The organism is Burkholderia sp. AU32262 (assembly GCF_020419985.1).
GTDB classification, from domain to species: domain Bacteria; phylum Pseudomonadota; class Gammaproteobacteria; order Burkholderiales; family Burkholderiaceae; genus Burkholderia; species Burkholderia semiarida.
Genome location: NZ_JAIZRS010000020.1, coordinates 59,276 through 84,288, shown reverse-complemented (window position 1 = coordinate 84,288; position 25,013 = coordinate 59,276). Strand labels below are relative to the sequence as shown.

At 67.4% G+C, this 25,013-nt stretch carries 26 protein-coding genes and 1 pseudogene; 12 read left to right on the top strand and 15 right to left on the bottom strand.

What is annotated here, in order from left to right:
• Nucleotides 1-294: 294 nt before the first annotated feature.
• From uraH to LGN10_RS23250, 3 genes and pseudogenes are all read left to right on the top strand, one after another.
• Complete coding sequence (uraH, locus tag LGN10_RS23260; RefSeq protein WP_060966249.1) at nucleotides 295-648, top strand: hydroxyisourate hydrolase; 354 nt, start codon at nucleotides 295-297, stop codon at nucleotides 646-648.
• A 53-nt stretch (nucleotides 649-701) separates the two neighbouring features.
• Complete coding sequence (locus LGN10_RS23255; RefSeq protein ID WP_089464898.1) at nucleotides 702-1,895, top strand: urate hydroxylase PuuD; 1,194 nt, start codon at nucleotides 702-704, stop codon at nucleotides 1,893-1,895.
• A 118-nt stretch (nucleotides 1,896-2,013) separates the two neighbouring features.
• Nucleotides 2,014-2,694, top strand: a pseudogene (locus LGN10_RS23250) (LysR substrate-binding domain-containing protein); the annotation flags it as partial.
• 75 nt (nucleotides 2,695-2,769) lie between these two features.
• Here the strand turns inward: LGN10_RS23250 and LGN10_RS23245 are convergent.
• The 11 genes from LGN10_RS23245 to LGN10_RS23195 all read right to left on the bottom strand — a co-directional run bounded on the left by LGN10_RS23245 (nucleotide 2,770) and on the right by LGN10_RS23195 (nucleotide 12,992).
• Nucleotides 2,770-3,282 (bottom strand): ureidoglycolate lyase, encoded by a 513-nt coding sequence (locus LGN10_RS23245; RefSeq protein WP_059585151.1) that lies wholly within the window; start codon nucleotides 3,280-3,282, stop codon nucleotides 2,770-2,772.
• The gene (gene alc, locus LGN10_RS23240) at nucleotides 3,279-4,292 is read right to left on the bottom strand and encodes an allantoicase (protein ID WP_059609106.1); all 1,014 of its coding nucleotides are present in this window, start codon (nucleotides 4,290-4,292) and stop codon (nucleotides 3,279-3,281) included. The genes LGN10_RS23245 and alc overlap by 4 nt, the downstream gene beginning before the upstream one ends.
• A 75-nt stretch (nucleotides 4,293-4,367) precedes the next feature.
• Nucleotides 4,368-4,889, bottom strand: a complete 522-nt coding sequence (gene uraD, locus LGN10_RS23235; protein ID WP_059585149.1) for a 2-oxo-4-hydroxy-4-carboxy-5-ureidoimidazoline decarboxylase — start codon at nucleotides 4,887-4,889, stop codon at nucleotides 4,368-4,370.
• Nucleotides 4,886-5,839, bottom strand: a complete 954-nt coding sequence (gene puuE, locus LGN10_RS23230; protein WP_059585148.1) for an allantoinase PuuE — start codon at nucleotides 5,837-5,839, stop codon at nucleotides 4,886-4,888. Before puuE ends, uraD begins: the two co-directional genes overlap by 4 nt.
• A gap of 150 nt (nucleotides 5,840-5,989) precedes the next feature.
• Nucleotides 5,990-6,781 carry an aspartate/glutamate racemase family protein gene (locus LGN10_RS23225; protein ID WP_089464899.1) on the bottom strand — a complete coding sequence of 264 codons (792 nt, stop codon included), beginning with the start codon at nucleotides 6,779-6,781 and terminating at the stop codon, nucleotides 5,990-5,992.
• 10 nt (nucleotides 6,782-6,791) lie between these two features.
• A complete protein-coding gene (locus tag LGN10_RS23220) occupies nucleotides 6,792-8,276 on the bottom strand; it encodes an NCS1 family nucleobase:cation symporter-1 (RefSeq protein ID WP_226225137.1) in 1,485 nt (494 codons plus the stop codon).
• A gap of 149 nt (nucleotides 8,277-8,425) precedes the next feature.
• Nucleotides 8,426-9,130 (bottom strand): GntR family transcriptional regulator, encoded by a 705-nt coding sequence (locus LGN10_RS23215; RefSeq protein WP_060316692.1) that lies wholly within the window; start codon nucleotides 9,128-9,130, stop codon nucleotides 8,426-8,428.
• A gap of 315 nt (nucleotides 9,131-9,445) precedes the next feature.
• Nucleotides 9,446-10,384 carry a muramoyltetrapeptide carboxypeptidase gene (ldcA, locus tag LGN10_RS23210; RefSeq protein ID WP_059608799.1) on the bottom strand — a complete coding sequence of 313 codons (939 nt, stop codon included), beginning with the start codon at nucleotides 10,382-10,384 and terminating at the stop codon, nucleotides 9,446-9,448.
• A gap of 103 nt (nucleotides 10,385-10,487) precedes the next feature.
• A complete protein-coding gene (gene tadA / locus LGN10_RS23205) occupies nucleotides 10,488-11,078 on the bottom strand; it encodes a tRNA adenosine(34) deaminase TadA (RefSeq protein WP_413227161.1) in 591 nt (196 codons plus the stop codon).
• 11 nt (nucleotides 11,079-11,089) lie between these two features.
• On the bottom strand, nucleotides 11,090-11,491 hold the full coding sequence (locus tag LGN10_RS23200) for a DnaJ family domain-containing protein (protein ID WP_012328731.1): 402 nt from the start codon (nucleotides 11,489-11,491) through the stop codon (nucleotides 11,090-11,092).
• 274 nt (nucleotides 11,492-11,765) lie between these two features.
• The gene (locus LGN10_RS23195) at nucleotides 11,766-12,992 is read right to left on the bottom strand and encodes an MFS transporter (protein ID WP_104012059.1); all 1,227 of its coding nucleotides are present in this window, start codon (nucleotides 12,990-12,992) and stop codon (nucleotides 11,766-11,768) included.
• Between the two features lie 319 nt (nucleotides 12,993-13,311).
• On the opposite strand from LGN10_RS23195, the gene LGN10_RS23190 reads away from it, so the two are divergent.
• The 8 genes from LGN10_RS23190 to LGN10_RS23155 all read left to right on the top strand — a co-directional run bounded on the left by LGN10_RS23190 (nucleotide 13,312) and on the right by LGN10_RS23155 (nucleotide 19,558).
• On the top strand, nucleotides 13,312-14,082 hold the full coding sequence (locus LGN10_RS23190) for a GntR family transcriptional regulator (RefSeq protein WP_059573723.1): 771 nt from the start codon (nucleotides 13,312-13,314) through the stop codon (nucleotides 14,080-14,082).
• On the top strand, nucleotides 14,079-15,818 hold the full coding sequence (locus tag LGN10_RS23185) for a fumarate reductase/succinate dehydrogenase flavoprotein subunit (protein WP_060316695.1): 1,740 nt from the start codon (nucleotides 14,079-14,081) through the stop codon (nucleotides 15,816-15,818). Before LGN10_RS23190 ends, LGN10_RS23185 begins: the two co-directional genes overlap by 4 nt.
• An 11-nt stretch (nucleotides 15,819-15,829) precedes the next feature.
• Nucleotides 15,830-16,075, top strand: coding sequence for a ferredoxin family protein (locus LGN10_RS23180; protein WP_006490846.1), 246 nt, complete (start codon nucleotides 15,830-15,832; stop codon nucleotides 16,073-16,075).
• Nucleotides 16,076-16,210: 135 nt separating this feature from the next.
• Nucleotides 16,211-17,215 carry a HEAT repeat domain-containing protein gene (locus LGN10_RS23175; protein WP_226225133.1) on the top strand — a complete coding sequence of 335 codons (1,005 nt, stop codon included), beginning with the start codon at nucleotides 16,211-16,213 and terminating at the stop codon, nucleotides 17,213-17,215.
• The gene (locus LGN10_RS23170; RefSeq protein WP_059573720.1) at nucleotides 17,212-17,499 is read left to right on the top strand and encodes a gamma-butyrobetaine hydroxylase-like domain-containing protein; all 288 of its coding nucleotides are present in this window, start codon (nucleotides 17,212-17,214) and stop codon (nucleotides 17,497-17,499) included. Before LGN10_RS23175 ends, LGN10_RS23170 begins: the two co-directional genes overlap by 4 nt.
• 36 nt (nucleotides 17,500-17,535) lie before the next feature.
• A complete protein-coding gene (locus LGN10_RS23165; protein WP_226225131.1) occupies nucleotides 17,536-18,480 on the top strand; it encodes an NAD(P)-dependent oxidoreductase in 945 nt (314 codons plus the stop codon).
• A 49-nt stretch (nucleotides 18,481-18,529) separates the two neighbouring features.
• Nucleotides 18,530-19,018, top strand: coding sequence for an NUDIX hydrolase (locus LGN10_RS23160; RefSeq protein ID WP_226225129.1), 489 nt, complete (start codon nucleotides 18,530-18,532; stop codon nucleotides 19,016-19,018).
• A 90-nt stretch (nucleotides 19,019-19,108) separates the two neighbouring features.
• Entirely contained in the window at nucleotides 19,109-19,558 is a 450-nt protein-coding gene (locus LGN10_RS23155; protein ID WP_226225128.1) for an acetyltransferase, read from the top strand.
• A gap of 3 nt (nucleotides 19,559-19,561) precedes the next feature.
• On the opposite strand, the gene LGN10_RS23150 is transcribed toward LGN10_RS23155, so the two are convergent.
• A complete protein-coding gene (locus LGN10_RS23150) occupies nucleotides 19,562-20,152 on the bottom strand; it encodes a 2'-5' RNA ligase family protein (RefSeq protein WP_226225126.1) in 591 nt (196 codons plus the stop codon).
• A gap of 147 nt (nucleotides 20,153-20,299) precedes the next feature.
• Between LGN10_RS23150 and LGN10_RS23145 the strand changes: the two genes are divergently transcribed.
• Nucleotides 20,300-20,917: a PolC-type DNA polymerase III gene (locus tag LGN10_RS23145; RefSeq protein ID WP_059645438.1), complete on the top strand. Its 618-nt coding sequence runs from the start codon at nucleotides 20,300-20,302 to the stop codon at nucleotides 20,915-20,917.
• Nucleotides 20,918-21,127: 210 nt separating this feature from the next.
• Here LGN10_RS23145 and guaA read toward each other — a convergent pair whose 3' ends face one another.
• The 3 genes from guaA to guaB all read right to left on the bottom strand — a co-directional run bounded on the left by guaA (nucleotide 21,128) and on the right by guaB (nucleotide 24,930).
• Nucleotides 21,128-22,747, bottom strand: a complete 1,620-nt coding sequence (gene guaA, locus LGN10_RS23140; protein WP_059573715.1) for a glutamine-hydrolyzing GMP synthase — start codon at nucleotides 22,745-22,747, stop codon at nucleotides 21,128-21,130.
• A gap of 107 nt (nucleotides 22,748-22,854) precedes the next feature.
• Nucleotides 22,855-23,463, bottom strand: coding sequence for a hypothetical protein (locus tag LGN10_RS23135; protein WP_226225124.1), 609 nt, complete (start codon nucleotides 23,461-23,463; stop codon nucleotides 22,855-22,857).
• 6 nt (nucleotides 23,464-23,469) lie between these two features.
• Nucleotides 23,470-24,930: an IMP dehydrogenase gene (gene guaB, locus LGN10_RS23130; RefSeq protein WP_034207642.1), complete on the bottom strand. Its 1,461-nt coding sequence runs from the start codon at nucleotides 24,928-24,930 to the stop codon at nucleotides 23,470-23,472.
• Between the last annotated feature and the right edge of the window lie 83 nt (nucleotides 24,931-25,013).

Genomic DNA, 25,013 nt, shown 5'->3' with positions numbered 1-25,013 from the left:
TCCCGAATACCGTCCTTCCGGGATTCGGTATGGTACGCCGCCCGCCGCCCCGCCGGGCGCCCGGCATCCACGCGCGAAGCCCTGTCGGGCGGGCCGTCGACAGCCGCTCATGCGCGGCGCATTATCTTCGATATCGCGCACGAATTTGCACGGGGAACCTTTTTACAATGCCTGCACGGCGCTCGCTTCACGCTCGCCGACGGGTATGTAGCCACGTGACGTGGAGCCTCGATCCGCCGCACAGTCATGGATCGGGTCGCCGCCGAACCTCGCATTCACACAAGGACACAACGAATGGGAAAGCTCACTACCCACGTACTCGATACGGCGCACGGCCGTCCCGGCGCGGCCATCAAGGTCGACCTCTACGCGCTGGACGGCGAATCGCGCCGCGCGATCAAGACCGTGCTGACCAATAGCGACGGCCGCTGCGACGAACCGCTGCTCGAAGGCGCCGCGCTCGCCGCCGGCGAATACGAACTCGTGTTCCATGCCGGCGACTACTTCGCGTCGCTCGGCGTGAAGGTGCCCGAACCCCGCTTCGTCGACCGCGTCGTGCTGCGCTTCGGCATCGCCGACACCGGCGCGCACTACCACGTGCCGCTGCTCGTGTCGCCGTGGTCGTACAGCACCTATCGCGGCAGCTGACACACGAATCAGCGCCTGCATCAAGACAAACGATCTGAGTCTGGAGGAGTTTCATGGAAGGCTTCATCACCGACTGGCTGAACCTCGCGCTGCGATGGCTGCACGTCATCGTCGCCATCGCGTGGATCGGCGAGTCGTTCTATTTCGTCGCGCTCGACAACAGCCTGAAACCGCCGACCGACGCGAACCAGCGCAAGCGCGGCGTGTTCGGCGAGCTGTGGCACGTCCACGGCGGCGGCTTCTACAACATGCAGAAGTACACGGTCGCCCCGCCGGAAATGCCGGACGACCTGCACTGGTCGAAGTGGCCGTCGTACACGACGTGGCTGTCGGGCTTCACGCTGTTCTTCGTGCTGTACCTGCTCGCCCCGAACACGTACCTGATCGACAAGAACGTGCTCGACATGGGCCCGGTGGTCGCCGTCGCCTCCGCGCTCGGCTTCCTCGCGGCCGGCTGGATCGTCTACGACTCGCTGTGCCGCATCCTCGGCACCAACGACCGCGTGCTCGGCATCTGCGTGGGCCTGTACGTCGTCATCGCCGCGTACCTCGCATGCCACATCTTCTCGGGCCGGGCCGCCTACCTGATCGTCGGCGCGATGCTCGCGACGATCATGTCGGCGAACGTGTTCTTCGTGATCATCCCGGGCCAGCGCAAGATGGTCGACAAGATGCTCAAGGGCGAGGAGCCGAATCCGATCTACGGCAAGCGCGGCAAGCAGCGCTCGGTGCACAACACGTACTTCACGCTGCCGGTCGTGTTCGCGATGCTGTCGAACCACTATGCGATGACGTACACGAACAAGTTCAACTGGGTCGTGCTCGTGCTGATCATGCTGGCCGGCGCGCTGATTCGCCAGTTCTTCGTCATGCGCCACCGCGGCAAGCAGCTGTGGTACCTGCCGATCGGCGGCGTCGCGCTGCTGTCGGGCGCGCTGGTGTGGACGATGCCGAAGCCGGTCGCGCCGGAAGCGCAAGCGGCCAACGCACCGAAGATCGTGATCAACGACATCATGCCGATCCTGCAGCAGCGCTGCGTCGCGTGCCACTCGGCCAAGCCGACGCTGATGGGCAGCGCGCCCGCCGGCGTGATGTTCGACACGCCCGACGAAGTGTCGAAGAACGCGCAGCGCATCTACGACCAGGCCGTGCGCCTGAAGGCGATGCCGATCGGCAACGTCACGCACATGACCGACGACGAGCGGACGAAGCTCGCCGCGTGGTTCGAGGGCGGCGCGGTCAAGTAAGCCGCCCGCCGGGCACCGGAAATCATTCACCGGCGCCAGCCTCTTCGTTCTCGGGCCCGGTGACGGGCCCGTTTTTTTGCCCGCGCGGGGGCTGAATGCGCTTCGCGCGTCAGTCGGGCGAGTGGACGTGCCGACCCCGTTCGCGCGCCTGATCCTGATCCCGGCGCTACCCGCGTTTCATGCGCGCCATCCGGACATCCAGCTCGACATGGGCGTGAGCGACCGCGTGGTCGACGTGATCGGCGAAAACGTCGATTGCGTCGTGCGCGGCGGCGAGCCGACCGACCGCGCGCTGGTCGCACGCCACATCGGCGACCTGCGGCTCGGCGTGTACGCATCGCCCGCCTATCTCGCGCGCGCCGGCACGCCGTCGCATCCGGCCGAGCTCGAAGAAACGCATCACCGGGTCGTCGGCTTTCTGTGGGCGCGCACCGGCAAGACGCTGCCGTTCGCGATGGCACGCGACGGCGAGCGGGTCAACGTGCGCGGGCGCTACGTGCTCGCGGTCGACGACGGCAATGCGTACCTCGAAGCCGGCCTCGCGGGGCTCGGCATCCTGTGGCTGCCGGACTACATGGCCGCCGCGCATCGCGCGAGCGGCGAGCTGGTGCCGCTGTTCGAGCAGTGGCAACTCGAACCGATGCCGATGTATGTCGCCTTCCCGCCGAACCGGCACGTCAGCGCGAAGCTGCGCGTATTCGTCGACTGGGTGGCCGAGCTGATGGCGCGGCATGCGCCGGTCGCGAGCCGCCGCCGCGGTCAGGGTGCGCGCGATACGCGCAAGGGCGCGGCGGCCTGATTCGCCTGAAAACGACGCGCATGAAAAAACCCGCGCGAATCGCGCGGGTTTCGATCGACGGACGATCGGCCCGACTCAGGCCGTCAACGCATGCAGCGCGTCGTCGGTGAGCCACAGCGATTCCGGCAGATCCTGCTCGTTCAGGTTCAGGCCGTCGCCACCGCGATCGACGACGATGAAGTCGCTGACGCCGCCGAGCGCGATCAGCGGGTGATGCCACACGCCCTTCGCGTAGTTCACGCCCTGCCAGCCGCTCGTGACGAACGCGCGGATCTTCGCCGGATCGAGATCGCCCGCCGGCGCGACGACGACGAGATACGGCCGGTCGTTCAGCGGCACGAACGCCTGGCTGCCGAGCGGGTGCCGCTCCAGCATCTTCACTTCGAACGGCAGCGTGCGCGGCTGGCCGCGAAACAGGTTGACGAGCGGGCGGCCGCCTTCGTCGGCCACGTCGACTTTCGCGAGATCGTGAAAGCGGATCGTCGTGCCGAGGTTGATCGGGATCTGCTTCGCCCCTTCCGTTTCGATCACGTCGCCGAACGGCGCGAAGGCTTCCCTGGTCAGCGGTTCGATGGCAAGCGTCTTCATTTGTCGAGCGTCCCCCACAGGCGCAGGCGCGACACGCCGCCGTCCGGAATGATGTTCAGCCGCACGTGCGTGACCGGGCCGAGCGACGCGATCTCATGTTCGAAGTAGTGCTGCTTGTCCATCTGCAGCTTCTGCTCGCCGAGCAGCACCGGCCAGAACATCGACTGCGTGATCAGCGAGCTGTCGGTGCCGCCCGACACGTACGCGGCCTGGATCGAGCAGCGGTCCGGGTAGTTGCCCTTGAAGAACGCGGTATCGACTTCAATCTTGCGGATCACGCCCGGCTGCGCGAGCGCGATGATCGCCCAGTCGTTGCCCGGTTCGCGGCGGCGGCGGGTTTCCCAGCCGTCGCCCATGTTCACGCCGCGGCCCGGCAGCAGCAGGTTCGACGCGACGCCGAAGTGCTGGTTGTTCGCGGCCACCACGTAGCCGCCGTTTTCCATCGCCGCGAGATCGAACTGCTCGGTCGCGCTCGCGCCGGCCCAGTCGAGCTGCGGCTGGCCGTACACGCGCAGGCGCGCGATGCCGCCGTCCGGGTAGATGTTCACGCGCAGGTGCGTGAACGCACGCGCGTCGCTCGCTTCGACGTAGTGGTGGCTGTTGCCCTGCAGCGTCGTCGACGGCACGATCTCGACCCAGTCGGTCGCCTGCGTCGGCGCGCCGTCGGCCACGAACGCGGCCTCGATCGACGCGGCCGGCGGAAAGTTGCCGGTGAAGTGGCTCGTGTCGATGTCGAAGCCCTTGATCACGCCCGGCCGCGCGAGCTTGACGATGCACCAGTCGTAGCCGGTCGTACGCTTGCGGCGCGTTTCCCAGCCGTCCATCCACTTGCCGTGATCGTCGTACTTGCCGGGAATGAAGACGGCCGGCTCGGGGTTCAGCATCCGCTCCTTCGGCGCGAAGAAATCGTCGCTGGCCTCGAGCGCCTGCGCACCGAGACGCGGGTCGGCAAGGTTCACGTAGCGCCGCGTGAAATCGGGTGCGTTCGGATCGAGAAGCGGAACAGCCATGATGTTTCCTTGTTTCAGTGAGGCGATCGGGCCGCCGCGACGCGGCGGCCCGGAGTGCGGTGTCAGGCGTCGACGTCAGGCGTCGATCAGGTCGTCGAGGCGAAAGCGCGCGATCCGGTAGATCTGGTCGAGGCTCGCGCGCAGCTCCTCGTCGCGCGAATGATTCACGCGCGACTCGAAGTTCGCGATGATGCCGTGGCGGTCATAGCCGCGCACCGCGAGGATGAACGGGAAGCCGAATTTCTCGCGATACGTGCGGTTCAGCGTCAGCAGCTTGTCGAATTCTTCCTGCGTGCACTGGTCGAGGCCCGCGCCGCTCTGCTCGCGGGTCGACTCGGCCGTCAGCTCGCCGCGCACGGCGGCCTTGCCGGCCAGCTCCGGGTGGGCGTTGATCAGGGCGAGCTGGCGCGCTTCGCCGCCGGTTTCCACCGCATCCGACATCGTCTCGTGCAGCGCGTCGATGCTCGCGAACGGCCGCTTGCCCGCGGCGACCTCGGCCACCCACGGCGAATGTTCGAAGATGCCCGACAGCGCCGCGACGAATGCGCCGGGCGCCATCGTGTTCAGTTGCTCCAACGTGTAACGCATCGCCTTCATGCTTTCCCTTCGTTTCGATGATTGGGCTGATACGGATGATGTTCACGCCAGTGACGCGCGATATCGACACGGCGCGTCACCCATACGCGATCGTGCTGCTCGATGTGGTCGAGAAAACGCTGCAGCCCGCGGAACCGGCCCGGCCGGCCGAGCAGCCGGCAGTGCATGCCGATCGACAGCATCTTCGGCGCCTCGTCGCCCTCCGCGTACAGTACGTCGAAGGCGTCGCGCAGGTACTGGAAGAAGTGGTCGCCGGTGTTGAAGCCCTGCGGCGTCGCGAAACGCATGTCGTTCGTGTCGAGCGTGTACGGCACGATCAGTTGCGGCGACGTGCGGCCGCCCGACACCTCGACGTCCATCCAGAACGGCAGGTCGTCGCCGTAGTTGTCGGAGTCGTACAGGAAGCCGCCGTATTCGGCGACCAGGCGGTGCGTATTGGGGCTGTCGCGGCCCGTGTACCAGCCGAGCGGACGCTCGCCCGTCACGCGCTCGATCGCCTCCATCCCGAGGCGCATGTGCTCGGCTTCGAGCTCCGGCGTCATGCTCTGGTAGTGGATCCAGCGCCAGCCGTGGCACGCGATTTCATGGCCGAGCTCGACGAATGCGCGCGCAAGCTCCGGATGACGCTCGATCGCCATGCCGACGCCGAATACCGTCAGCGGCAATCCGCGCTTCTCGAATTCGCGCAGGATGCGCCACACGCCGGCCCGCGACCCGTATTCGTAGATCGACTCCATGCTCATGTGGCGGTCCGGGTACGCGGCCGCGCCGACGATTTCGGACAGGAACTGCTCGGAGCCCGGATCGCCGTGCAGCACGCAGTTCTCGCCGCCCTCCTCGTAGTTCAGCACGAATTGCACGGCGACGCGGGCGCGCCCCGGCCAGTTCGCCTGCACGGGATGGCGGCCGTAGCCGATCAGGTCGCGAGGATAGTTGGGATCGAGTGGCATGGGTTCGAGGTGCGGCGAAAGCCTTGCTGAAGTAATGGGTTCGCATCGGCTGCACGGCGCCCCGAGGCCGGCCGCACGAGCCGATGCGATGACGGCCCAGTGTAGCGAAAACGCTCATACGCGCCCATACAGCGGCGCAGATAGTGCGTGTCAGACGGTGTGTATGTGCGGTTGCGGCAAATTCGGGCCCGGCTGCGCCGCCTCGCCGTCCGGCGGGCTGAAGCGGGCGAACGCGCCGTCGTAGCGCTTCGGCAGCGGGCGCGCGTAGTCGCCGCGCTTCGCGGTCGCGAGGCGCAGCGCGACGAGCGCCTCGGCCCACTTCACGGCCGCCGTGACGCCCTCGACCACCGGCGCGCCGATCTGCTGCTCGATCTCGTGCGCGAATTCGGCCATTCCCGCGCAGCCGAGCACGATCGCGTCGGCGCCGTCCTCGTCGAGCGCGCGCCGGCATTCGTCGACGATGATCCGGCGCGCGGCCGAGCCGGGCCGGTCGAGTTCGAGCACCGCGACGTCGGTCGCGCGCACGTTGCGGCAGAACCGCTTCATCCCGTAGCGTTCCGCGAGGTGCCACGCCATCCCGCAGGTGCGCGCGAGCGTCGTCACGACCGAGAAGCCCGGCGCGAGCACACTCGCCGCATGCATCGCGGCCTCGGCGATGCCGATCACCGGCCCGCGCGCGAGCTCACGCGCCGCATACAGGCCCGGGTCGCCGAAACACGCGATCACGTACGCGTCGCAACCGTCGCGCTCGCCTTGCGCGATCTCGGCAAGCAGCCCCGGCGTCGCGAGCGCCTCGTCGTAATACCCTTCGATCGACGGCGGGCCCATCGGCGGGCTCACGGCCACGATCTCCGTGCCGGCGGCCGCGACCTCGCGCGCGCAGCGGCCCATCGCGTCGGTCATCCGCTGCGTCGTATTCGGATTGATCAGTCGGATCTTCATCGCCCGCTCCTTACGCCTTCGCGCTCGCGAGCATCCGGTAGAACACGAAGCCGAGCCCCGCGCCGATGAACCACGAGAAATTCGCGACGCCCTCCCAACCCGGCACCATCACGCAGGCGACCGCGATCACCGCGGCCGGCAGCAGCGCCGCAAGCGCACGGCGATTCACGCCGCCCGTATACCAGTAGGCGCCGCTTTCCGACATCGTGTACAGGTCGTCGCGCACGAGGCGGCCGCGCTTGACGAGGTAGAAGTCGGCGATCAGCACGCCGTACAGCGGACCGATGAACGCGCCAAGCACGTCGAGCGTGTAGTGGATCACGGCCGGGTTGTTGAACAGGTTCCACGGCGTGATGAAGATCGACGCGACGGCGGCGAGCATCCCGCCCGCGCGCCAGCTGATCAGGCGCGGCGCGACGTTCGAGAAATCGAACGCGGGCGACACGAAGTTCGCGACGATGTTGATGCCGATCGTCGCGATCGTGAACGTCAGCGCGCCCAGGATCACCGCGGTCGGATGGTCGATGCGGCCGACCGTCTCGACCGGGTCCGTGATGAGCTGGCCGAACACCGGCAGCGTCGCGGCGGTGGTGATCACCGTGACGAGCGAGAACGCGAGGAAGTTGACCGGCAGCCCCCAGAAATTGCCGCGCTTCACGTCGCCGAACGAGCGGCAGTAGCGCGAGAAATCGCCGAAGTTCAGCATCGGCCCGGAGAAGTACGACACGACGAGCGACACGGCGGTGATCATCACCGGAATCACTTCCGCGCCGTGATACTTGACGCCGCCGAGGTTGATGCCGATGTTGCGCCAGCCCGCGCGCCACACCATGTAGCCGGCGAGGACGAACATCACGACGTAGACGGCCGGGCCCGCGAAATCGATGAACTTCTTGATCGTCTCCATCCCGTTCCAGAACACGAACGCCTGGAGCACCCACAGCAGCATGAAGCCGGCCCAGCCGACCGCCGACAGCCCGAGAAAGCCGTAGCGATGGACGTCCGCGTACGGCAGCCATTGCGGGAAGAATTTGAGCACGACGATCACGAGCGCGCTCGACGCCAGATACGTCTGGATCCCGTACCACGCGATCGCGATCAACCCGCGGATCACGGCCGGCACGTTCGCGCCGAGCACGCCGAACGTCGCGCGACACGCGACCGGATACGGCACGCCGATCTGCTGGCTCGGCCGCGCGATCAGGTTGCACAGCGCGTTCACGAGGCCGATGCCGACGATCAGCGCGATCAGCACCTGCCAGCTCGTCAGCCCGAGCGCGAACAGGCTGCCCGCGAACACGTAACCGCCGACGCTGTGCACGTCCGACATCCAGAACGCGAAGATGTTGTACGCGCCCCATGTCTGATTCTTAAGGGGTGCCAAATCTTCGTTATACAGACGTTCGCTGTAACCATCCGGCAGTGCCGAACCACCGCCCTCGCCGCCTTCTTCCGCCGGATAGGCGCTGTCGTGCGCCACACTGAACTGAGCCATGACTTCTCCTTGACGCGGCCGCAAGGCCGCTCCACCGTCATCGATATCGCCCCGGATCGTCGCCCGGAGTCGGACCAGCGGCCCGCGGCAAACGCCGGGGGCCTGCATTTCGCTCGTTCTGTGGCGCGCGGCCGTGTTCGCGTCGCCGCTCAGGCGCCGCCGAACACTTCGCGCAAATCGACCTGCCCTTGCGCGGGCCGGTCCAGCATCTTCAGTTCGACATGCTGCAGGTGGCGCGCCATCAGCGTCACCGCCTGCTTCGGATCGCCCGCCTCCAGCGCGGCGAGGATCTCGTCGTGGTCGTCGCACGAGCACGGGCTGCGCCCGTGCGATTCGTACAGCGCCGACATCAGCGTCGAGCGTGCGACGAGCCCTTCGAGGCACTCGCTGAGCGTCGCATTGCCCATCAGCGCGGCAAGCGCCGTATGGAATTCGCCCGACAGCCGGATCCACGCCGCGAAGTCGTGCCGCTCGAACGCCTTGCGTTCCTTGTCGATCAGCGCGGCGACGCCCTTCAGCCGCCTGGCGCCGGGGCCGGTCGCGAGCCGCTCGACCACGGCCAGCTCGATGATCCGGCGCATCTCGAACACTTCGTGCACGTCCTGCAGCGTCGGGCTCGCGACGAACGCGCCGCGGTTCGGCTCCAGGTCGACCAGCTTGTCGGTCGCGAGCTGCGCGAGCGCCTGGCGGATCGTTCCGCGCTTCACGCCGAACACGTCGCAGAGCTGCGCCTCCGTGAGCTTCGCGCCGGGCGCGAGCCGATGCTCGAGGATCGCGGTGCGGATCCGCTCGGCGATCGCTTCAGGGCTGGCCGCACCGGACGGAGGGGAATCAGGCTCGTTCATGATCGGCATCGTGTGATGGTCCTCATCCTAGGGTGGACATAAAGATTGTCAACAATTCTTTTGAAGGATTTCGCACAATCGGCGTGCGCCGGCGTGCCTTCATTCGGTGCAACGCGCACGAAATCCATGCACATCAAGCCTCACAGGCAAGACGGAGGCCCTTCTCGTCGTATACCCTTCCGCCGATTTTGTTGACAAAAATGGTGCAAAACCGGGCGAAACTCAGGTCGGCGTCAACGAAAAATATCGACCGTTAGTTGCGTATTTGCATAAAGAAAAAGGCGGGAAACCGCCTTTCGATCGATCGCGCCGGCATCGCCGGCGTCAGCCGAGATGCGGGTAGTCCGACAGCGTGAGCCGGAACCCGTGCGCATTCGCGACCAGTTGCGCCTGTGCGCCGAACGGCAGCGTCAACAGGTCGGGCACATGGCCGAACTGGAGCCCCGTGACGACCGGAATCCCGACCACTGCCCGTACCTGGTCGATCATCGCCTGCATGTCGTAGCCGTTGTCGTACTCGAACGGCCGCGCGCCGGTGAACTGGCCGAGCACGAGCGCCTGCTGGCGCGCGAGCAGCCCCGACAGGTGCAACTGATAGATCATCCGCTCGATCCGGAACGGCTGCTCGTTGACGTCTTCGATGAACAGGATGCCGCCCTCGATGTCGGGCATGTATGGCGTGCCGACCAGCGACGTGAGGATCGCGAGGTTGCCGCCCCACAGCGTGCCCGTCACGTTCACCGCCTGCACCTGCGGGGCGTCGGCCACGATCGTCGTGCTCGGCTGCGTCAGCGTCTGCCAGAAATGCTGCATCGTGAAGTCGCTCGGCGTTTCCGCGCCGAAATCGGCCGACAGCATCGGGCCGCCGAACGTCTTGATGCGCGCCTTCGCGTACAGCGCCAACTGGATCGCCGTGAAGTCGCTGTGACCGACGAGCGCGACCGGCTGGTCGCGCAGCCGGCGTTCGAGCCCGCGATAGTCGAGCCCGTGCAGGATGCGCGCGGCGCCGTAGCCGCCGCGCACCGCGAGCCCGATGTCCGGCAACGGCCGTGCGGGATCGGCGAGGCGGTTCAGGTCGCCTGCCCGCTCGCCGTCGGTGCCGCCGAAACGCTGGAAGCGGCGCTGCGTCGCCTCGATGTTCTCGATGCGCTGCTGCGCGGTGCTCAGGCGCTCGAGCGCGCGGTTGATCGCGTCGGGGTCGTGCGGATAGCCGGACGGCGCCAGCAGGCGAATGGTGTAGGACGCGGCGGGCTGGAAGGACATGGCGGAAGGTGTCGGAGGTCGTCAAACCTGCTTAGAGGGTCCGAACCGTGGGCGGTTCACGAAACCATGCGCGCCCACAACGACGGACGCGGCGGCGACGCGCCTATGACGCGCCGGATTCGGCGTCGCGGGCAAGCCGTGCTTCGCGCAGCGCGCGTCGGCGCTCGGCGAAGAACGACTTCAGCGCGGCGCCGCATTCGTTGGCGAGCACGCCGCCCGTCACTTCGGTGTGGTGGTTCAGTTGCGGATTCGCGAATGCGTCGATCACGCTGCCGCACGCGCCCGTCTTCGGGTCGGCCGCGCCATAGACGACCCGCGCGATGCGGGCATGCATGATCGCGCCCGCACACATCAGGCACGGCTCGAGCGTCACATACAGCTCGCAGCCGGGCATCCGGTAATTCCGCAGGTGCTGCGCAGCCATGCGCAGCGCGGCCATTTCGGCATGCGCGGACGGGTCGTGCCCGCCGATCGGATGGTTGAAGCCGCGCGCGATCACTTCGTCGCCGCGCACGAGCACCGCGCCGACCGGCACTTCGCCGGCCGCGCGCGCCTCTTCGGCGGCGGCCTGCGCAAGACGCATGAAATGCAGATCGCGCGCCGAGATGGGCGCGGCTTCCAGAACGGGAGAATCGGCGGCGGGTTCAGCGCCCGAGGCGGCTGCCGCAAGGCCGGCAGGGGCTGCGTCGGGCAGCGCGCCGGACGTCACATCGGCCCCGCTTCGGCGGGCGCTTCGTCGAGCCCGCGCTCGCACAGGCGTTCCGCGATACGTCGGCAGTAGTCGCGCGGCATCACCATCGGGCCGCCGCGCAGCGATTCGAGCGCCATGTCGAGCGCGAGGATCTTCGCTTGCAGCCGGCAGCGCGCGGCGCGGTCGCTGACCGCCTGCACCTCGTCGTGCAGGTTGCGCAGCGCGCGCAGTTGTTCGACGGCCGGCGGCACGAAGCCCGCATTCTTCAGGATACGGTTAGCCACCCGCACCTCCTCGGGCACGAGCAGGTCGTCATCCAGCGCCTGCGGCGCGCCGGTACCCGGCAAATCGTCGAACTCGCCCCGCGCGGCGGCGGCGGCAATACGTTGTTCGACCAGAGCGTCAAGCAATCTCATCAGTCAATCGGAACAATGCGGCAGGCCGAATTCTATCAGGGTGACGCCGGTATGACAGGCCCTTCGAATACATGCTCGATATTGTGCTTTTAGGGGCCGAATCGCAGCGCATGCGCGCCGATCGCAGCCACTTGCCGCGCTGCTGCGCCGCAGCAGGCCGAGCGCCGTTCGGCCGCGTCCGACCGGGCGCGATGTCCGACCCATTTTTTATCCGAGCCAGGCGCTGGCCACTGCCCGCCCCGAGAAAACGCGAGGCGCCCCACTCCCCGCCCGATTACGCAGCCACCGTTTCCTGTCGCGCTTTCGCGAACGGGCGGAACAGCGTCGCGATCAGGAACGCGCCGATCCCGATCGCGAACGAGCCGAGGTACAGCCAGCCGTAGCTGCCGAGCGCATCGACGATCAGCCCGCCGGCCACCGGGCCCGCGGCCATCCCGAGGCTGCCAGCCATCGCGCAGCCGCCGATCACCGTGCCCATCATGCGCAGCGGGAAATTCTCGCGCGCGAGCACCGAATACAGCGGCATCACGCCCGCATAGATGAAGCCGAACAGCGTCGCGACCGCGTAGAAGCCGTCGAGCGTGCGCACGAAGTAGTAGCCGAGCGCGCCGAACGCCTGCGCGAGCAGTCCGGCGACCAGCATGCGCTTGGCGCCGAGGCGGTCGCCGAGTATCCCGAACGCGATCCGGCCGCCCATGCCGGCCAGCCCTTCGACGCTGTAGATCGACACGGCGACGATCAGCGGAATCCCGCAGGTCACCGCATAGCTGACCGTATGGAAGATCGGGCCCGAATGCGTCGCGCAACAGAAGAAGTTGGTCAGCACCAGCACCATGAACTGCGGCGAGCGCAGCGCATCCGCGACCGACATCGTCGGGGCCGGCGCGCCGGCAGGCGCCGACTCGGCCGCCGCCTGCGCGGACGCGTGCTCGAGCGCGGGCGCCCGGCGCACCAGCAGCGACACCGGAATCATCACGACGGCCGCCAGCACGGCGATCAGCAGCATCGACGTGCGCCAGTCTCGCACCGACACGAGCCACGCGGCCAGCGGCGCCATCGTCATCGGCGCCATTCCCATGCCGGCCGACACGAGCGACACCGCGAGGCTGCGGTGCGTGTCGAACCAGCCGGTCACGCACGCCATCATCGGTGCGAATATCGCGGCCGTCGCGCTGCCGACGGCCAGTCCGAAGGTGAGCTGGAACACCAGCAGCGAGGGCGCGCGGCTCGCGAGCGCCAGGCTGGCCGACAACAGCACGGCCCCCGCGATGACGACGGGCCGCGTGCCGACGCGGTCCGACAGACTGCCCCACGCCATGCTCGCAAACGCCATCGCGATGAAGCCGAGCGTCATCGCCGCGGAAATACCGGTCATCGACCAGCCCGTATCGTGCGCGATGGACCGCAGGAACACCGGCAACGAAAACATCGCGCCGATCGCGACGCACCCCATCAGGCCGCCCGCGGCGACAATGACCCAGCGGTATCGGGAATCCGGCATGTGGCGTGTCATGGGGTTTCTCCTCGTTCGTTGCGCCATTCGCGGAAAACCGGGGGGGCCGGCCGCATGGCGCGGCGCACTGCCCGGTCGACATCGATACGACGGGCGACGCATCCGGGAATCGACATGCGGCGCGCATCGGGCCACGTTTTTTATTGTCGGCGATCCCGCTCGGCTCGCAAGGGTCGGTTCACCCGCTCGCGCCGCCGCCTGCCGCCGCCCCTTTTTCCACCACGGGAAATCGAAATCAGAAATGCTTGGTTGGGGCGCGCCCTTGCGCTGGCTACACTCGCCTCATCTTGTCATAACAAGTTGACCGATGCCCCCACCCAACGTCGTGCCGCTGTCAGCGGCCCCGCTCTACGTGCAGATCAAGGACACGCTGCGCGCGCGCATTCTCGACGGCACCTATGCGCCGCACAGCCGGATGCCGTCCGAGCACGAACTGTGCGCGATGTTCGACGTCAGCCGCATCACGGTGCGCCAGGCGCTCGGCGACCTGCAGAAGGAAGGCCTGCTGTTCAAGCTGCACGGCAAGGGCACGTTCGTGTCGAAGCCGAAGGCCTTCCAGAACGTGACGTCGCTGCAAGGGTTCGCCGAGGCGATGTCGTCGATGGGCTACGAGATCGTCAACCAGTTGCGCAGCCTGCGCACCGTGAAGGCCGATCGCCATCTCGCGACGAAGCTGAACGTGCCGGAAGGCGCGCCGCTCGTCGAGATCCATCGCGTGCGGCTGCTGAACCGCGAACCCGTGTCGCTCGAACAGACCTGGGTGCCGGAGGCGCTCGGCAAGCGGCTCGCGGGTGCCGATCTCGCGACCCGCGACATCTTCCTGATCCTGGAGAACGACTGCGGCATCCCGCTCGGCCACGCCGACGTGTCGATCGACGCGATCCTCGCCGACGACGACATCGTCGACGCACTGCACGTCGAGGAAAGCAGCCCCGTGCTGCGCATCGAGCGCCTCACGCACGACGCGTCGGGGGCGCCGATCGACTACGAACACCTGTACTTCCGCGGCGACGCCTTCCAGTACCGGTTGCGCGTCGACCGGCAGAAGGCGCGCAAACCTGCAAGGAACCCACGATGAACACCCATGTGCACGAATACGACATCGTCGTGGTCGGCGGCGGCACGGCCGGGCCGATGGCGGCCATCAAGGCGAAGGAGCGCGATCCGTCGCTGCGCGTGCTGCTGCTCGAGAAGGCCAACGTCAAACGCAGCGGCGCGATCTCGATGGGGATGGACGGCCTGAACAACGCGGTGATTCCCGGCCATGCGACGCCCGAGCAGTACACGCGCGAGATCACGATCGCCAACGACGGGATCGTCGATCAAGCGGCCGTGTACGCGTACGCGGCGCACAGCTTCACGACGATCGAGCAGCTCGATCGCTGGGGCGTGAAGTTCGAGAAGGACGGCACCGGCGACTACGCGGTGAAGAAGGTCCATCACATGGGCTCGTACGTGCTGCCGATGCCGGAAGGACACGACATCAAGAAGGTGCTGTACCGGCAACTGAAGCGCGCGCGCATCGCGATCACGAACCGGATCGTCGCGACGCGCGTGCTGACCGACGCGCAGGGCCGCGCGAGCGGCGTGCTCGGCTTCGACTGCCGCACCGCCGAGTTCCACGCGATCCGCGCGAAGGCCGTGATCCTCTGCTGCGGCGCGGCCGGCCGCCTGGGCCTGCCGGCGTCGGGCTACCTGATGGGCACGTACGAGAACCCGACCAACGCGGGCGACGGCTACGCGATGGCCTATCACGCGGGCGCGGCGCTCGCGAATCTCGAATGCTTCCAGATCAATCCGCTGATCAAGGACTACAACGGCCCGGCGTGCGCGTACGTGACGGGGCCCCTTGGCGGATTCACCGCGAACGGCAAGGGCGAACGCTTCATCGAATGCGACTACTGGAGCGGCCAGATGATGTGGGAGTTCTACCAGGAACTGCAAAGCGGCAACGGCCCGGTATTCCTGAAGCTCGACCATCTCGCGGAAGAAACGATCCAAACCATCGAGCAGATCCTGCATACGAACGAACGGCCGAGCCGCGGCCGCTTCCATGCGGGGCGCGGCACCGACTACCGCCGCCAGATGGTCGAGATGCACATCTCCGAAATCGGCTTCTGCAGCGGCCACAGCGCATCCGGCGTGTACGTGAATGCACGCGCGGAGACGACCGTGCCGGGGCTTTACGCAGCGGGCGACATGGCGGCCGTCCCGCACAACTACATGCTCGGGGCGTTTACGTACGGCTGGTTCGCCGGGCAGAACGCGGCCGATTACGTGGCCGGCCGCGACCATGCGCCGGTGGACGACGAACAGGTCGACGCCGAGCGCACCCGCGTGCTCGCACCGCTGCTGCGCGAGCGCGGCCTCGCGCCGGCGCAGGTCGAGTACAAGCTGCGCCGCATGGTGAACGACTACCTGCAACCGCCGAAGGTGACGCGCAAGATGGAAATCGGGCTGCAACGCTTTGACGCCATTACCGAGGATATCGAAGAGATCAAAGCGAACCATCCGCACGAGCTGATGCGCGCCGCCGAAGTGCGCGCGATCCGCGACTGCGCGGAAATGGCCGCGCGCGCGTCGTTGTTCCGCACCGAAAGCCGCTGGGGCCTGTACCACCATCGCGTCGATTTTCCGCATCGCAACGATGCCGAATGGTTCTGCCACACCTGGCTGCGCAAGGATGCCGCGGGCGCGATGCGCAGCGAGAAGCGGCCGGTCGAGCCGTACGTCGTGCCGCTTGCCGACGACGAACGCGGCGCCTACGCGCAATTGCGCATCCGCGAACCGGCCGCGCTCGCGGCCGCCCTTTGAGGAACCTTGCCATGCCGCATACCCCGCACGACATCTTCCAGCGCAGCAGCGCGCCCGTGACGATCGACGAGTCGCTGTGCATCGCCGACAAGGGCTGCACCGTGTGCGTCGACGTATGCCCGCTCGACCTGCTCGCGATCGACGTCACCAAGGGCAAGGCCTACATGCAGTTCGACGAATGCTGGTACTGCATGCCGTGCGAACGCGATTGCCCGACCGGCGCGGTCAAGGTCGACATCCCTTACCTGCTGCGCTGACACGGCGCGCGGCCCCGCACCGGCGACGGCACGACCGAGCCGGCCTCCGTCGACATCGAGCGCCGCTGTCTCGCGCTATTGCGCGAACGTCGCATCAGTACGCATGCCGGCCCGTTCACCGCACCGACTTTATCCATGACCGCTTCTTCCTCCGCTTTTCCGCTGCCGGGCGTGCCGGCCGGCGATCACGCCGATCATGCCGCGCTCGTCGCGCGCCTCGCCGCAGCCGATGCATCGGTGCGCCGCATCGCGCTGCTCGAACTCGCCGACCTCGAAGCGCCCGAACTCGTGCCGTCGTTCGTCGCGGCGCTGCGCGACGATGCGTCGGCCGACGTGCGCCGCGAGGCTGCACGCGTGCTCGACGCGTGGGAGCAGCCCGATGTCGTCGACGCGCTGTGCCACGCGCTGCTCGATCCGGACGGCGGCGTGCGCGCGACCGCCGCGCAAAGCCTGTCCGAACTGAAGAGCGCGGCATCGGGCGCCGTGCTGTGCCGCTGGGCCGACCGGCCCGAGCCGTTCGTGCGCGCCGCCGTGCTGCGCGGCTTGCGCGAGTTGCGCGACCCCGATGCGTTCGCGCCGGCGCTGCGCGCGCTCGATGCAAGCAATGCGGACGTCCGCGCCGAGGCGGTCGTCGTGCTCGGCTGGCTCAAGGACGGCCGCGCGCTGCCGCCGCTCGCGCGCGTCGCGACCACGGACACCGATGTGGACGTGCGCCGCGCCGCGGTCGGCGCAATCGGATTTGCTTCGGCGAGCGATGCGGCCGTCGTCACCGCATTGCTCGCCGCGCTGCGCGACGCCGCATGGCAGGTACGCGAGGAAGCCGCTGCCACGCTCGGCAAGCTGCGCGCCGCCGTTGCGCGCGACCCGCTCGTCGCCGCGCTCGACGACGATTACTGGCAAGTGCGCGTGCGCGCCGTCCGCGCACTCGGCCAATTGCGCGATGCGGCCGCGGCATCGGCCGTCGTCGCGCTGCTCTCGCATGCGATCAGCAATCTGCGCAAGGAGGCCGCACTCGCGCTCGGCGAATTGCGCGACCGGGAGACGCTGCCCGCGCTGCACGGCGCACTCGACGATCGCGACCCCGAAGTACGCAAGGCCGCGCGGATCGCGATCGGACAGATCGACGAGGCGTCGCGATGATCGCGCCGACCGAAATTGCACTCGATCACCCCGCGCATGCACTGACGTTGCACTGGCCCGGCGGCGTCACGCAACGCATCGGCTATGCGCGGTTGCGCGGCGATTGCCCGTGTGCGCAATGCCGGAGAATCCGCTTCGATGGCGGCCATATCGACGCGCGGGCCAGCCTGACGTTGGACGGCGTGGAAGCGCTCGGCTACGGCGTGCGCTTCCTGTTCGGCGACGGCCATGCACGCGGCATCTATCCGTGGCCGTACCTGGCGGAGATCGCGTCGCGGCGATGACCCGGCTGCCGCGGTCGCGCGGGCCGGATGGCAGGCATGCGCAAACGCTGCGATACTGACGCCCACGATCGCATCACCCACCGTGGGAGCAGCATCATGCAAACCGCAGTCGGATTCATCGGCCTCGGCGTGATGGGCACGCCGATGGCGCTCAATCTCGCGCGCGCCGGCACGCCGCTCGTCGTGTGGAGTCGTTCGCACCGCAGCGACGATGCACTGCGCGACGCCGGCGCACGGGTGGCCGACGGCATCGACGACGTATTCGCGTCCTGCCGCACCGTGATCCTGATGCTCGCGAACGACGCGGCCATCGATGCCGCTCTCGCCCGCGGCACACGTGCTTTTGCCGCGCGGGTCGGTGGACACACGATCGTCAACATGGGCACGAATGCGCCCGAGTATTCTCGCGCGCTCGCCGACGACATCGCCGCCGCATCAGGCCGCTACGTCGAGGCGCCGGTATCGGGCTCGCGCAAGCCGGCCGAAGCCGGTCAGCTCGTCGTGATGCTGGCCGGCGCGCCGGACGATGTCGATGCCATCCGCACGCTCGTGAAGCCGCTGTGCCGCGACAGCTTCGTGTGCGGCGACGTGCCGGCGGCGCTGACGATGAAACTCGCGGTCAACCTGTTCCTGATCACGATGGTCACCGGTCTCGCCGAAGCCACGCACTTCGCGCAACGTCACGGCATCGACCTCGCGCGCTTCGCCGACGTGCTGAATGCCGGCCCGATGGCGAGCGACGTGTCGCGCGTGAAGCTCGGCAAGTTCGTCACGGAAGATTTCTCGGTGCAGGCCGCGATCAGCGACGTGCTGAAGAACGCGCGCCTCGTCGCCGAGTCCGCGCGCGGCATCGGCATCGCGTCGCCGCTGCTCGACATCTGCCATGCGCTTTACGCGGAAACCGAGCAGGCCGGCCATGGCGCGGCCGACATGGTCGCCGTGATTCGTGCGATCGAACGGCGCACCGGGGACATGCCATGAGCGGCGTGCACACTCACCTATTCGTTCGCAGCGGCAGGTAGGCACAACCATGTCCGCTACCGGCACGTCCGCAACCGGCAACGCTGCACCGTTGCGCCCCGTTCCCGCCGTGATCGGCATCGTGCTGCGCGAGCGCGACGTGCTGCTCGTGCGCCGCGCGAACCCGCCCGATGCCGGCTGCTGGGGCTTCCCCGGCGGCAAGATCGAGCCGGGCGAGCCGCTTGCCGAGGCGGTCGTGCGCGAGATCGCGGAAGAAACGACGATCGACGTGGAGGCGCTCGACGCCTTTACCGCGCTGGACGCGTTCGATTACGATGCGTACGGCGCCGTGCGCCAGCATTTCATCATGGTCGCGGTGCTGTGCAGATGGCTGCGCGGCACGCCAGCCGCCGGCGACGACGCGCTCGACGCGCGCTGGTTCAGCCTCGACGAACTCGACCGCGACGATTTGCCGATGAGCGCGGGCGTGCGCGATGTCGCGCGACGGGCGATCGAGCGGGCGGTGGTGCTGGAGCACGCGCGGCAGCCATCCGCGTGACACTTCGCTGTCGCTTGTGCATTACCGCGACGCGTTCGCTCCGTCACCGAGGCGGCCCCAGCCGAGCGCCAAGTCATCCCATATCAAACCATGATCAAAATTCGACAATCCACCGAGGCCGACGGCACACGCGTACTGGACATCTGGCGCCAAGCCGTCGATGCCACGCATCACTTCCTGAGCGAAGACGATCGTCGCGCGATCGAATCCAAAGTCGTCGCGTTCCTGCCGAGCGCACCGCTCGATCTGGCCGTCGACGAAACCGATCGCCCGATCGGCTTCATGCTGCTCGACGGCAGCCACATGGAAGCGCTGTTCGTCGATCCCGCCCACCATCGCGCGGGGGTCGGGCGGCTGCTCGTCGACGAGGCGATCAAGCGCCATCCCGACCTGTCGACCGACGTCAACGAACAGAACGAAGCGGCGGCACGATTCTATGAACGGCTCGGATTCGAGCGCTGCGGGCGATCGGAGCTGGATGGACAAGGGCGGCCTTATCCGCTGATTCACCTTCGTTATCGCGGGTGCGGTCGAGACTGAAAATCATCCCGACGGGCCGCCGGTCGTCAGCGGCCAGCGCCCCAACACGTCGTAGTGCGACTTGCCGAGCCAGCTATCGATCAGGACGAAGTCGAAGACGGTCCAGGTAATCGGCTCGATCCGATACTCATCGGGCCTTGGCGCGCCATACAGCAGCGTCACGTGCGGGGTGAAACCTGCAGGAAGAATGCTCAGCCCCGCCTCTTGTTTCAGCGCACGTCGCAACTGCCGTCGAAAGTCGATCAAGTGTCCCAGACCGGCCCGCCCCATCAGCACGAGCGGCTGATGACCGGGCCGCCCGTTGAAGCTGATGATCCTGTCGAACTTCACGGAGAAAGACGGCCCATCCACGCGGTCCGCCACCGCGCGGGCCCGCGCAAGCGTAGCGTCCGGCACGTAAGCGAAGTCGCCTAGAGAGCCGAGCGTGATGTGCAGACGCTCCGGGCCCACTGGACTGTCCTTCTCCAGTCGCAAGCTGTTGGCCATGGCGGCAATGCGCACGGCCGTGGCCGGATCCGGCATCACGGCGAAAAAGAAGCGGTGCACGGGAACCGGCGGCGGCGCATCGAATCCGGGAAGCGTCAGTTGAGTCACGGCAGCATGTCCGACTGGCCTGGAGCGAGATTTTCATTATCGTCAATCGACAGCCTGCCCGCTCGACGAACCCGCCGTTCGCGCGCCCGAAGATGCTACCCTCTCGGCCACACTCGACATCTTCTAATGAAGCACCCGAATTCAACCATGCAAACCGTCGCGGTACTGGACTTCGAAACAACCGGGCTGTCGCCGAATCTGGGCGACCGTGCAACCGAAATTGCCGTCATCCTGCTGCGCGACGGGCAGGTCGTCGACCGTTTCCAGAGTTTGATGAATGCAGGCCGACGCATCCCGTCCGACGTCGTCGCGCTCACGGGCATCACGAACGACATGATCGCGGCGGCGCCCCCGGCTTCCGAAGTCATGAAGGAAGCGGCGGCGTTCGTCGGCCAGCATGCGGTCGTGGCCCACAACGCCGGTTTCGACAAGCGCTTCTGGCAGTCGGAACTCGGGATGCTCGGCATGTCGGCCGACCATGCATTTGCGTGCACGATGCTGGTGGCGCGACGGATCTACCCGGACGCGCGCAGTCACCGCCTGTCGAGCCTGGCCGAGATGCTGCGGCTTCCGCAATCGGGCCGTGCGCACCGCGCGATGGTCGATGCGGAGATGGCCGGCCATCTGTGGTGCCGGTTGCAGCAGGATATTTCGCGGACTTATGGGCTGGATCGCATCGATCATGCGCTGATGTCGCGGGTTCAGGCGACGACCAAGGCGAAAGTGCCGATGTATCTGCGGTCGCTCGGGCGGGCGCATGTGTGACGTATCCGGTCGCGGAACGGAAAACGCCACGCTCGCCGATTTCATGCGTTAACGCAAAACGGCCTGGCAATCAATTGCCAGGCCGCTTCTTGCCCCTGCGTGAGCCGGGGCAGCAAGCCAACCGAATCGGTCATCCGCTTGCGAACTATCGCGACATCAAGCGATGCGCCACGACACAAGCGGAATCGAACGCCGATCTAGCCGAAATGCTCACTCCCACTCAATCGTCGCCGGCGGCTTCCCCGAGATGTCATACACCACGCGATTGATCCCGCGCACTTCATTGATGATCCGGTTCGACGCACGGCCGAGCAGCGCATACGGCAGATGCGCCCAATGCGCGGTCATGAAGTCGGTCGTCTGCACGGCCCGCAACGACGTCACATAGTCATACGTCCGCCCATCGCCCATCACGCCGACCGACTTCACCGGCAGGAACACCGCGAACGCCTGGCTCGTCAGGTCGTACCAGCTCTTGCCGACGTCGGCGTCGCCGCACAGGCCGGCCGCCGCATCCTGCGCGGTCGCGACCGTGCCGCGCAGTTCCTCGATGAAGATCGCGTCCGCGCGGCGCAGCAGATCCGCGTACTCGCGCTTCACTTCGCCGAGAATCCGCACGCCGAGGCCCGGGCCCGGGAACGGATGGCGGTACACCATCTCCGGCGGCAGGCCGAGCGCGACGCCCAGCTCGCGCACTTCGTCCTTGAACAGGTCGCGCAGCGGTTCGAGCAGCTTCAGGCCGAGCGTTTCCGGCAGGCCGCCGACGTTGTGGTGGCTCTTGATCGTCGTCGCCTTCTTCGTCTTCGTGCCACCCGATTCGACCACGTCCGGGTAGATCGTGCCCTGCGCGAGCCACTTCGCCTTCGACAGCTTCTTCGCTTCCGCCTGGAACACCTCGACGAACTCGCGGCCGATGATCTTGCGCTTCGCTTCCGGATCGGTCACGCCGGCCAGATGGCCGAGGAACTGGTCGGACGCGTCGACGTGCACGACCTTCGCATGCAGGCGGCCCTCGAACATGTCGAGCACCATCTTGCCTTCGTTCAGGCGCAGCAGGCCGTGGTCGACGAACACGCACGTCAGTTGATCGCCGATCGCACGATGGATCAGCGCGGCCGCGACGCTTGAATCGACGCCGCCCGACAGGCCGAGAATCACTTCCTCGTCACCGACCTGCTCGCGAATCTTCGCGACGGCTTCCTCGATGTGGTTCTTCATGATCCAGTCGGGCTTCGCGCCGGCGATCTGCAGCACGAAGCGTTCGATGATCTGCCGACCCTTCACCGTGTGCGTGACTTCCGGGTGGAACTGCACCGCGTAGTAGCCGCGCGCCTCGTCGGCCATGCCGGCGATCGGGCAGCTCGGCGTCGACGCCATCAGCGCGAAGCCCGGCGGCAGCTCGGCCACCTTGTCGCCGTGGCTCATCCAGACCTTCAGCATCCCGTGGCCTTCGGCCGTCGTGAAATCCTCAATGCCGTCGAGCAGGCGCGTATGGCCGTGCGCACGCATTTCCGCGTAACCGAATTCGCGATGATCGCTCCACTCGACCTTGCCGCCGAGCTGCACGGCCATCGTCTGCATCCCGTAGCAGATGCCGAGCACCGGCACGCCGAGATCCCACACGGCCTGCGGCGCACGCAGTTGGTGGTCTTCATACGTGCTCGCGTGGCTGCCCGACAGGATCACCGCCTTCGGCGCGAACTCGCGGACGAAGTCGTCGGACACGTCGTTCGGGTGAATTTCGCAGTAGACGTGCGCTTCGCGCACGCGGCGCGCGATCAGTTGGGTGACTTGCGAACCGAAGTCGAGAATCAGGATTTTGTCGTGCATGGCTGCGGACGGGATGAAGAGAATAAGAAAAGCAGCGCATCGAGCGCTGCGTCAAAAGCATGGACAGCGGCGTCGGGCGGCAGGCGGCTCGCGCGACGCATCGCCGGTCAATCCTGCGACGGCGGGCGCGCGTCGAACGCGACGCTGCCTGACGCACGGTCGGATGCGGCCGACGGGGTAGCCGCGGCCGGCGCCGCAGGCGCCACCGGACGGCTGACGACCGGCTCGACTCGCGGCTGCGCCACGGAGGCCGGCGCCGGTTCGACCGGACGCTTCGCATCGCGGCCCTCGAGCGCCTGCGCCCTGTCGGCCCTTTCGCGCCGCCGCACGGCCGATGCGAGCCGCACGCCGCCGAGGCCGAGCACGATCAGCGCGACGCCGGCCACGGCCGACAGCACCCGGCCGGCGGCCGCGAGCGCCGGCCCGCTGCCGGTGCCGATCGACCACACGATCGTCAGCACGCCGGTCAGCCAGTACACGTGGCCGACCGGGCGCGCGACGGGCGCCGTGAGATCGCCGTTGAACGCCGCATGAAACGCGAGCCACGCGAGCCCGAGCAGCGCGATGCCGAACGCCTGGCCCAGCATCGCGGGCTGGATGTTCGCCAGTTGCAGCGCATTGAACAGCGCCTGCCAGGGCGTCAGCACGAACAGCGCGCCGAACGCCAGCAGCAGCACGGCATCGACGATCAGCACGGCTCGCAGCAGCGGTTTCATCGGCGATCAGTCCACGTGGTAGTTCGGTGCTTCCTTCGTGATCTGCACGTCGTGCACGTGCGACTCGCGCATGCCCGCCGCGGTGATCTGGACGAATTCCGCCTTCTCGTGCAGCTCGTCGATCGTGCGGCAGCCGCAGTAGCCCATGCTCGCGCGCACGCCGCCGACCAGCTGGAACAGGATCGCGTTGACCGAACCCTTGTACGCGACGCGGCCTTCGATGCCTTCCGGCACGAGCTTGTCGATGTTCGCCGAGTTGTCCTGGAAGTAGCGGTCAGCCGCGCCGTCCTTCATCGCACCGACCGAACCCATGCCGCGGTACGACTTGTACTGGCGGCCCTGGTACAGGAACACGTCGCCCGGCGCCTCTTCGGTGCCCGCGAACATGCTGCCCATCATCACCGCGTTCGCGCCGGCCGCGAGCGCCTTCGACACGTCGCCCGAGAAGCGCACGCCGCCGTCGGCGATGCACGGCACGCCGGTGCCCTTCAACGCTTCCGCGACGTTCGCGATCGCGCTGATCTGCGGCACGCCGACGCCCGCGACGATGCGCGTCGTGCAGATCGAGCCCGGGCCGATACCGACCTTGACCGCGTCCGCGCCGTATTCGACGAGCGCCTTCGCGGCGGCGGCCGTCGCGATGTTGCCGCCGATCACCTCGACGTGCGGGAAGTTCTGCTTGACCCAGCGCACGCGCTCGAGCACGCCCTTGCTGTGGCCGTGCGCGGTATCGACGACGATCACGTCGACGCCGGCCTGCACCAGCAGCTCGACACGCTCTTCGTTGTCCGGGCCGACGCCGACCGCCGCGCCTGCGCGCAGCTTGCCGTGTTCGTCCTTGCACGCGTCCGGGTGCTCGGTCTGCTTCGTGATGTCCTTGACGGTCATCAGGCCGCGCAGCTCGAACGCGTCGTTGACGACCAGCACGCGCTCGAGGCGGTGGCTGTGCATCAGCGCCTTCGCTTCGGCGAGCGGCGTGCCTTCCTTGACCGTGACGAGGCGCTCGCGCGGCGTCATGATCGACTTGACCGGCTCGTCGAGGCGCGTTTCGAAACGCAGGTCGCGGTTCGTGACGATGCCGACGAGCTGCGGGCCTTCGACGACCGGGAAGCCCGAGATGCCATGCTGGCGCGACAGCGCGATCACGTCGCGCACCTTCATTTGCGGCGGCACCGTGATCGGGTCGCGGACGACGCCCGACTCGAAACGCTTGACCTTCGCGACTTCGCGGGCCTGCTCGGCCGGCGTGAGGTTCTTGTGGACGATACCGACGCCCCCCTGCTGCGCCATCGCGATCGCGAGGCGACCTTCGGTGACCGTGTCCATCGCGGCGGACACGAGCGGCATGTTCAGGGAGATGTTGCGGGTCAGCTTGGTCTTGAGGCTGGTGTCGCGCGGGAGAACGTCGGAGAAGGCGGGAACGAGGAGCACGTCATCGAAAGTGAGTGCTTTTTGGATCAGACGCATGGCAAATCCTATGGGCGCAAAAGCGAATTATACGCGAAGCGCCGTGATTTTTCACAACACGAACAACGGCTTAGCCGGTTTCG